Genomic DNA, 13,047 nt, shown 5'->3' with positions numbered 1-13,047 from the left:
AAATAAATATACCCTTTATTTTGCATTAATCTGATTAATAAAAGATCTCAATACTGTTTCAAGGCAATCTAAATCTTGTGGACGAGAAAAGCGATGATCTGCATCACGAACGAGTGTCAATGTTACATCATGGAGAGGTAAATGATCAAGTAAAGTCAATGTATGCTGATAGGGAATATCTTCATCTTCCATCCCTTGTAGAATATGGACAGGACACCCAACATCAATGCATCCTTTCATAACACAATTTTCGCGTCCATCTTCAATCAATGTTTTTGTAAAGGGCATTGGCTCTGTATCATCAACTGCAGGTCGTTCAATATAGCCTTTTTCTTCCAAAACCTTCCATTCTTCTGGGCCTAATTTTGGTTCCACCAATGTTTGTGTAAAATCAGGCGCTGGAGCAATCAATATCATGCCAGCAAGCTTCTTATTTTTCTGTGCTAGCATCATAGCAAGCCTTAGCGCAATCCACCCACCCATAGAGGAACCAATCAAAATTTGTGGACCCTCACAATAGGTTTCAAAAATCGCTAAACTTTCCTTAACCCAACGCGAAATTGTTCCTTGAAAAAAATCACCTTCAGATTCTCCATGTCCAGAATAATCAAAACGTAAACAAGACAAATCATTCTTCTGAGCAAACTGATCAACTAACGTTGCCTTACTTCCCAACATATCGGATTGATAGCCAGGAAGCCAAACCAAACCTGGAGATTGGCGCCCCTTGCGATAGCGTACCGCAAGTGCGGTGTTCTCAAACGAAAAAAACTGACAAGGAATATTTTGATCCATGATTCTTTATCCTCCATAAAACAATTTCTTTAAATTAAGAGAAAAACTTTTATAATCTAAATCATTCCAAAAAGTAATAAATCAAATAATGAAAAAGATACGAATTATTGTTGTTTTTAGGTGCATAATTGTATATTAAATTAACTGTAGTTGAATCAAAATTTAAGGAGCATAAACCATTCGTAAACCGTTTAAAATGACACCTACCCAAAAAGACGGACCACGTTCAAATCAGGATATTCGGGTACCTCATGTTCAGCTTATCAATGATGAGGGACAACATCAGGGAGTTGTTGCGATACAAGAAGCTCTTGCTATGGCTGCAGATGCGGGACTTGATTTGGTTGAAATTGTACCAAATGCGGAGCCACCTGTATGTAAAATCATCGATTTGGGAAAATTAAAATATCAAACCCAAAAAAAAGCTGCTGAAACACGTAAAAAGCAAAAAGTCATCGAAATCAAAGAGATTAAGATGCGCCCAAATGTTGATGTCCATGATTATGGAGTCAAACTCAAGGCTGTTCATCGCTTTATTGATCATGGTGATAAAGTAAAGATTACTTTGCGTTTTCGTGGTCGTGAGATGGCTCACCAAGATCTTGGATTAAAGCTTCTTCAGCGTGTGAAAGAAGATACAAGTGAAATTGCCAAAATCGAATTGGAGCCAAAGCTTGAAGGCAGACAAATGATGATGGTGATAGCACCTAAATAGTTTTGCATTGGAATAATATTCGCATGCAACTCATCAAAATGATGTGTATAGTGTTATTTAGAAGCACCACATAGAGTTTTTGTGGTGCTTTTAAGGTTTTATAAATGTGTATAAATCCTTTTAACAGTTTAACAGTGCTTGATTGATTTATAAAAAGAATTCGTTATTTTGCATATTAAATGAAAAAGCTCAAACATCGTAAGGTCTTATTATTTCAAGTTCTTTCTATATGAATCCGACAAAATAATTCTGCTTGCACATCACAAACAGAGATAATGCATACATAAAATTATTAAAAAAAGCAGAAATGCCTTTTGTGAACCATTTGAAGTGCCAAAGGCTATTACAATATGGAAATTAGTAAATAATAATGATGAGACTCGCCCGTACTTTTTATTTAACTAAAGATAGTAATAAACAACAAATTTTCGTTATACTTTTCACAGAAACCTTGCACTATATTCTTCACTCTCACCGTCGTGAAATTGATGGATGAACCTTGAAAGAAAAGGCTATTTTTGTACAAAAGATTTATGGATTTTTTTAATCTAAGAGTGCTTCAATCTTGCATAAAACAACAAGAAAATATAGAAGCACTTTATGGACAAAAAACAAATTTCCTCTTTTGATAAACATCTTATTATCCGTCTTTTGCGAGAAAATTTTCATAAACATGCGCGTTGGTACAGTGCAGCTATTTTCTCAATGATCATCATTTCTGGTACAACTGCAACTAGTGCATGGATGATGCGTGATGTTGTTAATCAGATTATTGATGCGCAAAATTTTCCTATGATCGTTTTGATTTCTAGCATCATTGCTTTTATCTTTATTCTCAAAGGAGTTGCAACTTTTTCCCAAACTTATTTTCTAAACAAAGCAGGCAATAGTATCATTGCTGAACAACAACGCAAAATTTTTGCCCGACTTATGGAACAAGGAGTCTCTTTTTATCATAATAACACTTCATCTGATCTTCTTGTTCGCGTAACCCACAATGCTACAGCTGTACGTAATATCATTGATACTATTATCACAACTTTTGTACGTGATTTGCTTTCCGTTAGTGGTTTGTTGCTTGTCATGTTTATTCAAAACTTTATATTAGTTGCCATTACTTTAATCGTAGGACCACTAGCTTTTTTAGGCGTTCGCATGGCTTTAAAACGCGTTCGCCGCCTTATGGAAAAAGAGCTCCTTTCACTTGGTGAAATTATAAAAATCGTACAGGAAACTGCTGTTGGTATTCGAGTCATTAAGGCTTTTTCACTAGAAGAAGTCATGAAGAAAAGAATGGACAAAGCCATTTGTGATGTTGAAAAACAAACAAATAATATTGCAACACTCGAAGCTATTACCAATCCGATTATGGAAACGCTCACAGGTGTTGCCATTGCTGGTATTATCTGTTTTTCCGGTTACCTTGCAACCCAACGCGCAGGTGTTCAAGGTGAATTTATGTCCTTTATTGTTGCTTTACTTTTAGCTTATGAACCCGCAAAAAGACTAGCAAATGTACGTGTTAAAATTGAATCTGGATTGGTCAATATCCGTACGATGTTTGAAATACTCGACCATCCTCTTACAGTTATAGAACATAAAGAAGCTAAAGATCTGAATAAAACGCAAGGAGCTATTCGCTTCGAACACGTTTCTTTTGCATACACTGAGAACAAAATGGTATTGAAAGACATAAACCTAGAAATAGAAGCTGGAAAAATGACAGCATTGGTGGGACCATCAGGTTCGGGAAAGTCTACCTTTATTAACCTTATTATGCGACTCTATGATCCCACAAAAGGACGCATATTAATTAATGATCAAGACATCCGCTACACAACATTTCGCTCTCTGAGAAACCTGATGGCCTATGTAGGACAGGATACTTTTCTCTTTCAAGGAACTGTTAAATATAATATCGGACTTGGAAAAGAAGGGGCTAGTGATGACGAAATTATCGAAGCAGCAAAAGCAGCAAATGCTCATGACTTTATTATGCGTTTGCCAAATGGTTATGATACACAGATAGGTGATAATGGCTGTAATCTTTCAGGGGGGCAAAAACAACGACTTTCTATCGCTAGAGCAATGATTCACGATAGTGAAATTCTGATTCTTGATGAAGCAACGAGTGCGCTCGATTCACACACCGAAGCGCAAATTAATGAAGCTATTCATCACCTTACCAAAGGACGCACAACGATTATCATTGCTCATCGCCTTTCAACAATTGCCCGTGCTCATAAAATTGTGGTCATACAAAATGGACAACTAATTGAACAAGGTACTCAAAAAGAATTGCTCGCAAAAGAACATGGGTTTTATAAAAAACTTCATAATATCCAGTTCAAAAAACATACCCCCTAATTTCTAGATCCTTAAATAAGATTTGAAATAAAAAATGGATAGAAGGTAATGCTTCATTTATAAAAAAAGACTTGTTATCAAGAAAAAGCATTACTTCAATCAAGAATTGGCAAAGAATTTATGGTTTATTGAAAATAAACTTCTTGGATTTAAATGAAACCTTTACTCGCTATTTTGTTGAATGCAATTGACTTTAACCACGAAACTTCAAAAACCCCTTCCCTTCCTCAAATAAGTGTTGAAACATTCATAAGTGTTGTGAATCCCTGAAAAAGAGAGCATCAAGGTTTGAAAAAATTGTTACGGAGGAGGAATCTGGATTAATACAACCTTTATCCGTGTTTATCCCTGCACTGATAATTTTTTTCTCTACACATTTTAAAGGACAAAGATTCTACCCAATCTGATCTGTAACAATCTAGATTTTTATTGAGTTCATTCCGCTTGATAACAACTTATGTGATTCACTTATACAAGGCTTACCCTAAAATATTTACCACGTGTTTTCAGAATACTGTGTCAAAATTACATATCTTATATCACCTCACCTCAAATGTCGGTCTTTTATAGTACAATAGAATAAGCTAACAATTATAAATTGTGTTGTAAATTATAAATACACTCCGTGTAAGAAAAACATTGAAAAATAAGAGAGGTTTTATTACAAAATTTCTTTACTGTTGTAGCTTGCTTTAAAGCAAGCTTTGCTGTTTTTTCTACATCTAGAAACTAAAATGATATTCCTCTAATACCTTAACTGCTTGAAGAGTTTACAAATGCACAACGTTAATGCTTATATAAGGCTATGATTCAATATGCAAAAAAACAGATGAAAAGCAAAATGACATTCCTCTTTCTTTTAATCGCTAAAATAGAAAAATACGACATATAACTCTGATAAATATTTTTACAAAAATACCTGTCAACATACATCTTAACACTTATTTATAATCATAATTTATTATTTTACATCTCAAATAAAAAATACGATGTAATTTGCTTATTGCAAATCTTCTTTATATTGAGGATGAATCAATCCAAAGCACTTGTTGTGCGCCATAAGAGACATTAGCGTGTTTATAAAAACTCTTAAGATCAGCAATAAAAATACCTCTATGCTTTCAAGTGCAAAGGTTATCGTCAACATGACAAGCTAAAAAATAGATAATAATGCCGGCTTATATCTTTAATAAATACTTATACCTTTATTAATAACGGTAGTATGGATTTTATACCATTCATAAGAGGTATTTTATACCATTTCACAAGCAATCTTATGAAATAGGCTCAAGTGCACACTGAGAAATTTTTCTTTAAAACAAGCACGTGAACTTGCAACACAATAATGTTATATTTTGGAGTATTCTGTTTGGAGGGCTATTTGTTATAAGAAAAGTGATCTCATTCAAAAATACAATAAACAAAAATCTAAAATAATAGGTAATTTTTATTATTAAAAAGTATTGCTTTAAATGCGTTTGACAATAAAATCAATATCTTATGAATTCTCCGCTTGCCTCACGCTTTTATTTATCACGTTCTTTAATGGAATCATGTCCTTCACGTAAAAACAGAATGCCATTGTGTTGCAAATTCACCTGCTTGTTTTAAAGAAACCTCTCTCAAAGTCTTTCCCAAACCCATTTCGCGATAACATCCGTGAATTGTATAATGATAAATCCATTAAGCTCCCCATCTTTACACTTATGGAGTAACAAGCCGGCACCATTTACACTATTTTCCAGCCCCTAATGTTGCGACAGCTCTTAGCTCTCGAGATGATTCATAAGAGGCATTTTTAGTCATTTCTTAATAGTTTTATCCACACAGGATTCCCAGCTTGTAGCATGCAAGCCGAATGATTTTGATTGATTCAACGCGAGAGAAATTCGTATGATATGCATAGTTCTAATTCAAGTTGAATAACGATAAATTATCTTTATAAATCAATATATTGCACACACTACATTCTTTAGGCAACAGCACCACATGGGCTTGAAAATAAGATAAGGTATTTCTCTGAAATAAATATATAGCAGCAAAATAACATACTATCTTTCGTGAAGATTTTGTCCCTTTAGAGAATAAATCGAATATTTCAGATAGTTCTCTTCACGCCTCAACAAAAAGCTTCTTCTTTTATAGTATTTCTAGTCTATGTCTTCTTCCTCAGATTTAGAAATGAGAGACAAAAAACGAAGAAATTATTTTTTTAAATTCAATCTTTAATAATCTCTTTCATAAAAGAGACCTATACTAGAATTTTGTTCATTTCCTATGGCACCTTTAGCTTTGAGATGACGCGAAATATCTAAATTAATTGTCCCTTTCGTTGTTCCATCAGACCCTGCTTCAAAGCCCAAATAAATATTATTGTGTATGTAGCGTCCAATACGTAAGCCTGTATTACCCTTCTCATTAACGATAACATCAAGATCATCAAGTCCAATTTTAGTTCGTAAAGTATTCAACAAAGATGTATTAGAACCACCTGCAAGATCAGCCGCTGCCGCTGCAAGTTGAGCAATCTGAAATGGTGATAATTCATTAAGAGAGCGATTAAAAATCAAACGCGCCAAAATCTCATCCTGAGGCAAATTTGGTTGTGATGAAAAATTAATATCAAGATTATCAACCGTCCCACTTACAGTTACAGTGACGCGAATATCACCACTGTTATTGTTGGTTACAAAATAAACCGTAGGATTAAGATTACCACTAAAACTCGCTTGTCCTTGATCGAAATTAAGACGTTGCGACAGGATATCAAAACGTCCACGAATCATTCTAAATTCACCAACTGGATGCACATCATTCAATGGACCTGCTAGATTAATGCGTCCTCCCAGTTCAGCATCTAAGCCTTTTCCGCGTACAAAAAATTGATTGCGTGCAGTAATACGCATATTTGATAGCACGACAGATGAAGATTCTTGTGTAACTATACGGCTTTTGCTTTTGTTCGTGTTCTTAACATCAGCACGTTCAAGTGTTGTTTGAATCGATTTAGTTAAATTCTTATTTCTAACATCAAGAAACTTGGCACTTTTAAAATGATCAGGAACAAAAACTTCAGCTTTTTCAACGATGATATCACCACCAAGAACAAGATCATTTAAAAAATGACCTGTCATTGTCATCTCACCTGATAATGTTGCCAGAATCATAGAACCATCATTATAATTGGCATTATCAAGATGAAATATCAAATCTGTCTCTAGACCATTAGAAATACGACCTGAAGCAGAAATTCCTCCCCCCTCAAACGAAGAAGCTGAAGCTTTTTCTATAAGGATATGATCACCTTTCAATTTGCCTTCAATTGTTATATTATTCAATCCTACATTTGTTTGTGAATCAAAAAAGCTACCGTCGCCTATAGAAATATTTCCTATCAATTGTGGCTTTGATAATGCCCCATTAAGAGCTGTATCAATTCTTGCTGTACCCGTTATATGTGCACCACGCTTGGCTAATAAGAGATTAACAAAATCAAGAGGCATTATCCCTTTAACGTTTAATTTTGCCTCTGAACCATTAAGAGATACAGGCCCATGGATGGAAAGATCTAATCCTTTATCTCCAGTAGCTATCATATTTTCAATATGAAATGTCGATTTTTTATAAGAACCACGAGCATTTATATTGATTGACATCGGTCCTTTAGGCGTCATAGCGGTTAAATTTTGACTAGAAAGCTCAAAATGAGCAGATGGATCCTTCATTCTTCCACCAATATCAACTTTACCTATCACTGTCCCATCAAGTGCTTGTCCTGCAATAAAACCATTCGCCAAACGCGCAGATAAATTTTGCAAATTAATATGAAAATCAAGCGCATTTTTCTCTAGAGATATATGCCCCTGAGCTTGTGCTTGTACTCCTTCTCCTGTTAAATTTGCATTCAAAGTAAGATTTTGATCTACAGTGTTTCCCGTAGCAGAAAGAGAAAAAGGCATAATTTTTTTATCTTGAAAAGCAACGGTTGTCAGTCCCTCACCTTTTATATCGTAATTTATATCAGGTTTTTTTAAATGACCACGAATCATAACCTGCCCTGTTACACTCCCTGCTGCTCCAAGATCGGATTTCCACAAATTGACTAAAGTAGCAGGAAGGGCATTCATTGTAAGTTGTAAATTCAGGGTATCTTGAATATTCCCTGCTAAGATGATGTTGCCCCCATTTATTGCAATTCCTAATTCATTGATTGTCATTCCATCTTTATCAAAAGCAATTATGGATGGCTTCAGCAATGTTGCATGAAAAGTATGTTGTTTTAAGTCCACAGTTTCAATTTGCACTTCTCGTTTTATACTTTCTGGAAGTTCCTCAACCATTAAACGACCAGAAAGCCGTGCATTGAGAGTATCATGCAACATCGCCTGAACAGTAAAAACCGTTTGTCCATTATTCCTATCAGCGTGAGCATTTAAACGATTGACCATTACCAAAGGTGTTTGAATATGTTCTGCATTGAGAACTCCTTCAAACTGAGTCATGCCAAAAGGATCGAATATATCAGCATCTATTGCCAATTTTTTTATTTTATTCTTGGAAAAATTCAAATGGTTAACATGCGCCTTCACATTGGTTTTTTGTCTGCCATTTTGTTCATCAAAAATAAAATCTCCTTTTACTTTTCCACTACCATCCTGCAAAAATAACGCTGAAAGTACGGAAATATCATCGGCATCAATATGCAGCGCTCCTTTCAAAAAACCTCCAAGTTGTTGAGAAAGACCACCGGTTATTTTTGCATTTCCCCCTCTAATATCGATATTTTCAAGTTTTCGAATTTTATGAGAATCTTCAAAAGAGGCCGATAAATGCAAAGGTTTCTTAGCAAAAGTTCCTTCACCTTTTACAACTCCTGTTAAAGAAGTAATCGGTGCTGTATTATCCATAAGTGCCTCTATGTTAAACGTTGTGTTTTGAAGTTTCTTCCCCACAAAGAGTGCTTCAGCCACATGAGCACGTGTATTTAGTTTTATATGGCTATTGCTCCCTCTCGCCGTACTTTGAATTGTAAGTGCACCACTTATCTTTGGGTCTAATTTGGACAAATCAGATATTTGAGCAGATAAGTCCATTTTAGCGCTTTCATCTGAAAAATAACCATTAGCCTTTATGTTTGTATATTGATTTTTCAAATTCCAATGACGTAAAATGAAGCCCTTTGTATTTCGAGCAACTCCACCTGAAAGACTAGTATTTCCTTTGAATAAACGATCAAAAGACTGCATGCCTATTTTCATATCGTCAGCCATTCCTGATAATTGGAGATCAAAAATGCCACTCAATAAACTGATCGTTCCTTTGGCTTTAATATCTGCATTACCAGAAAGTGATTGTTTACTGAACACTTCCAAAGGAGTTAATGTTTGAGCTTTTAAACCGAGATCGCCTTTAAAAACAAAATTCTCCATTGTCCCTTTTAACCAAGAAGAAAAACCCTGAGCCGTAACACTCAGATCATGAATCAAAATTGGTTTGTTCGAAACAATATCCGTATCTAAATGCACATGAACCGCTTGGCTTAAATTTTCTACTAACGCTCCCTTAATCTTTTTAACCCCTTGAAGCGTCCCTTTAACCTGAACACCAACATGACGAGAAGCTGCATTATCAAGATTTTCGCTTACTCCTCCCATATCAAAAATTGCATCGCGAATATAAATATTTTTATTGCTTAAATGATTTACAACCAACCGCCCATTCCAAGATTGTTGCCCTTCGCGACCATAGTCAATGTTCAAAGCAAGAGTATTCGCAGGTTTTGGCACTTCTGATATAGGTAAATGAATAGACTCCTTTTCGTTATCAAGAGCCATTTTGCCATCAACAAAAAGCCGTCGCAAGAATCCATCGGCGGTTATTTCAGCATTGGCTATAACATTCATTGCTTTGTTCTGAATAACCATCTGATCAAGGTGTGTCACACCTTCTTTTGTTCTTCTTGCCTTTGCTTTTAATGTTATATCAGATTCGAAGAGACTACGATATTGAACAGGTATTAAAGGGCTCAGTGTTCCCTCTAATTTCGTAGAAAAACTCTGTCCTTCTGGAACACTTGCAAGAATAACATTACCATCTAAAATAGAATGATGATCGGACTCTAAAGAAAGTTTGATAACCAAATCATCAAAAGTACCATCACCTTTCATGACGAGATTTAATGCCGGACGTTGTTCAATGTTAAAAATATTCGCCAAAATACCATTTTGTGGTTCGTTAGCAGAAATATCAATTTGAGCTGTACGATTACTATCAGATATCTTGGTGAGAACAGAAAAAGAACCCGGTGCATCTAAACGATGAGCTGCTATATCGACATCAAAATTACCACTAGCCAAGGTGAAATTGCCTTTTAAGGATATATCAGCAGAAAAACCAAAAAGATTCTGTTCAAATGTCACATGTTGGGCTGTAAGTGTATTGATAGAAAGAGCAAGCGGCAATTTTGGTAAAGAGAACTTACCTGTCTCAAGGGAAGAAACAAAAGAAGAATTGCCTTGCGGTTTGCGTAAAAATGTAACCTGTTCTGCCGAAAGCTGGTTAATATCCATCCGCCCTCTCAGCAACGCTAGACGATTCCAATCCATTTTAGCATTGGTAATTTTAAGCCAAACCCCTTTTTTATCACTGACAGTAATAGTATCAATTGATGTTTGAGAAGACAGTGTCCCTTGCATATTGTGTAAACGAACTTGACGATTAGGCGCTGAAAGCTTTCGTTCAATTAAAGAAACAAACCATGAGCGATCATCTGTTTTCATTTCGCTAGAGGGAAGAATGTCTCCTCTTTGCGCAAAAACAAAACCACCCACCCCAAAAAACAAAAATACAAAGAAGAAAGCTGATAAACGTACACCTTTTTTCATTAAAATGCTTGCCCTATACCCACATAAAAACCAATGCGAGGGTCACCCTTCTCTCTCTTTAAAGGAAAGGCTAAATCAACGCGTAAAGGACCAAGACCCGTCATATAACGACCTCCTATACCGGCTCCCCATTTAATTTTTTGAGAAAAATCAAAATTCGCCTTTTCCCCGACTAAACCTCCATCAAGAAAACTGACAAACCCTATTTTATCATTTAAAGAAACACGCAATTCTGCTGACCCCTCAATAAGCGCCCGTCCACCAACAACCCCATCATTTTCTGTTTTGATACCAATATTACGGTAAGCATAACCACGAACAGAGCCTCCACCACCAGCAAAAAAAAGCGTATTTGCGGGTACTTGTGCTGTATCATTCCCAAGAATTGTACCAAGCTTTGCCCGCGCAGCAACAACAAAACGATCCCCTTCATCCAACGCCCAATAAGAGCGACCTTCTGCTGTTACTTTTGCAACAAAGTTGCTAAAACGCATCTCATAAAAAGGCTCAATGAAAACTTCACCATATAAACCTTTTGTTGCATTAAACTTATTATTACGACTATCGTAAATCAAGCCGCTAGGGAAACCGATTGTTGTAAAATTACGGCTCCCAAAATAGACATCACGTGAATAACCATTTGAAACTTCTACAGCAGCCTGTCCCGATAGATTACCATTAAAAATATGCGTAATACCTAATTTTCCTTTGATGGCTTTTGTCGTATAATTTTCTAAAACATCTTGTTGTATTTTTAATTCTGACCTGAAATCTGTATCTGGCGTGAGTACACCGGGCTTTACAAATGTGCCTCCGAAAAGATAATCAAAATTTTTAAAATTATATGATTGCTTTTTATTGCTACCAACACCAGTTATTTTTGTTTCAATTTTAAGAGTCTCTGCATGACCAAAAAGATTGTTATGCATCCAATAAGTCTCAAAACCGGCACCGTCTAAAGTTGAATAGCTACCGCCTACACCAAAACGACGCGGTTTATGTTCTTGTACAACAAGTGCAAGCGGTAAACGTCCATCTAGATTAATAGTATCAGCCTCACGTATATTGATAGCACGAAAAACACCAAGGCGCGCAAGACGTTCATTTCCCTTAGCTAACGCATCGGAATCGTATATCTGCCCTGGTTTCAATCCGGTCATCCACGCGATATAAGCTGAATCTACACGTGGTTTCTTACTTATATTACGCACACTTAAAGGACCATAATAAGCCTTTTGTCCAGGAGCAACAACAATCCGTCCTTCAACACGCAACGCAGCATGGTCAGCCACGACCTCACTCTTCATAATTTTAGCTTTAGCATAACCTTGTTGCCGCCATCCTTCTATCGCCCATTTTTCTGCTTTCAAAATGGTTTCAGATTTAGCAATAGCCCCAACTTTATAGCCCAATTCTTCAATTGTGGGCATTTTATGCGCTTTACGTTTTTCAAACGGAGCTACTTTATCAATATTTGCAATACTAAAAACATATTGTGGACCAGCATTAATTGTAATAACAATATTGGACCGTGCTGGAAGTTGAGTTACCGGACTTAAATCAGCGACTTCTAAGCCATTAATTTTAATACTAATAATACCACCATAGCGTCCATCAGCATAAAGAGCAGAAAGAATTGCTCGATAATCTGAACGCGCCTTGGCGAGCAAACCAGAAGAACTGGCGGATGCTTTCTCTTTATCAGCAACAAGAGAAGAAACAGATTTAACTATTTTTATACCTTCTAATGGTGCACCTGGCGGTGCAACAACATCAACTTTATAAAATTTCTCTGTACTTTTAGCATAATGTGAAGAAGAATTTGTTTTCTTTTGACCAAAAAGAGGGATGCCGAAAAAATCAAATGCAGCAAGTGGCTGTGGAAAAGAAAAAGTAAAACACAAGCCTATAAATACACAGCGCATAGTCCCTGATTTTAACAAAATTCTTGTCTGGTATACCATAAAATCAGATACCTTATAATACACTTTGCATCTACTACGCTTTAAATAATATAAAAATAAGAAAGGTAAATATAATTACTTTGCACATTTTACACGTTTTATCACATCAAATAACACTCTGCGATACATAACGTTATCCTCCCCTTATATTTTCATAAAATTCTGCACTGTTGTATAACACGAACAGCCTCATTCTTTTTTTCTTAACATATTTATTTAGCTTATTATAAATGTTTTATTGCGTCCCATATCATCATGGTTAAATTTGTACAAATGACTTTCCATGGGAATGCTAAAAAACTGCCCACGTATATAGTTCTCT

Annotated in this window: 5 protein-coding genes and 1 pseudogene; 2 read left to right on the top strand and 4 right to left on the bottom strand. The window is 35.7% G+C overall.

What is annotated here, in order from left to right:
- Window positions 1-15: 15 nt before the first annotated feature.
- Window positions 16-795 (bottom strand): alpha/beta hydrolase, encoded by a 780-nt coding sequence (locus ACFILZ_RS00720; RefSeq protein WP_375608975.1) that lies wholly within the window; start codon window positions 793-795, stop codon window positions 16-18.
- A 196-nt stretch (window positions 796-991) separates the two neighbouring features.
- On the opposite strand from ACFILZ_RS00720, the gene infC reads away from it, so the two are divergent.
- Together infC and ACFILZ_RS00710 are read left to right on the top strand one after the other, a co-directional pair.
- The gene (infC, locus tag ACFILZ_RS00715; RefSeq protein ID WP_026500140.1) at window positions 992-1,510 is read left to right on the top strand and encodes a translation initiation factor IF-3; all 519 of its coding nucleotides are present in this window, start codon (window positions 992-994) and stop codon (window positions 1,508-1,510) included.
- A 600-nt stretch (window positions 1,511-2,110) separates the two neighbouring features.
- Window positions 2,111-3,877, top strand: a complete 1,767-nt coding sequence (locus tag ACFILZ_RS00710) for an ABC transporter ATP-binding protein (RefSeq protein WP_375606133.1) — start codon at window positions 2,111-2,113, stop codon at window positions 3,875-3,877.
- Window positions 3,878-5,406: 1,529 nt separating this feature from the next.
- Here the strand turns inward: ACFILZ_RS00710 and ACFILZ_RS00705 are convergent.
- The 3 genes and pseudogenes from ACFILZ_RS00705 to ACFILZ_RS00695 form a co-directional block, all read right to left on the bottom strand.
- Window positions 5,407-5,673 (bottom strand): annotated as a pseudogene (locus ACFILZ_RS00705) (Arm DNA-binding domain-containing protein); the annotation flags it as partial.
- Window positions 5,674-6,102: 429 nt separating this feature from the next.
- On the bottom strand, window positions 6,103-10,761 hold the full coding sequence (locus ACFILZ_RS00700; RefSeq protein ID WP_375610007.1) for a translocation/assembly module TamB domain-containing protein: 4,659 nt from the start codon (window positions 10,759-10,761) through the stop codon (window positions 6,103-6,105).
- The gene (locus tag ACFILZ_RS00695; protein ID WP_375606131.1) at window positions 10,761-12,725 is read right to left on the bottom strand and encodes an autotransporter assembly complex family protein; all 1,965 of its coding nucleotides are present in this window, start codon (window positions 12,723-12,725) and stop codon (window positions 10,761-10,763) included. The genes ACFILZ_RS00700 and ACFILZ_RS00695 overlap by 1 nt, the downstream gene beginning before the upstream one ends.
- Window positions 12,726-13,047: the final 322 nt, after the last annotated feature.

It is taken from the genome of Bartonella sp. AP40SXNS, assembly GCF_042195825.1.
Taxonomy (GTDB): Bacteria; Pseudomonadota; Alphaproteobacteria; order Rhizobiales; family Rhizobiaceae; genus Bartonella.
This window is presented reverse-complemented; position numbering and strand designations above follow the sequence as displayed.

Coding starts and splice junctions, on each gene's coding strand:
- ACFILZ_RS00720 (WP_375608975.1), bottom strand. CDS start 795: ATGGATCAAAATATTCCTTGTCAGTTTTTTTCGTTTGAGAACACCGCA.
- infC (WP_026500140.1), top strand. CDS start 992: ATGACACCTACCCAAAAAGACGGACCACGTTCAAATCAGGATATTCGG.
- ACFILZ_RS00710 (WP_375606133.1), top strand. CDS start 2,111: ATGGACAAAAAACAAATTTCCTCTTTTGATAAACATCTTATTATCCGT.
- ACFILZ_RS00700 (WP_375610007.1), bottom strand. CDS start 10,761: ATGAAAAAAGGTGTACGTTTATCAGCTTTCTTCTTTGTATTTTTGTTT.
- ACFILZ_RS00695 (WP_375606131.1), bottom strand. CDS start 12,725: ATGGTATACCAGACAAGAATTTTGTTAAAATCAGGGACTATGCGCTGT.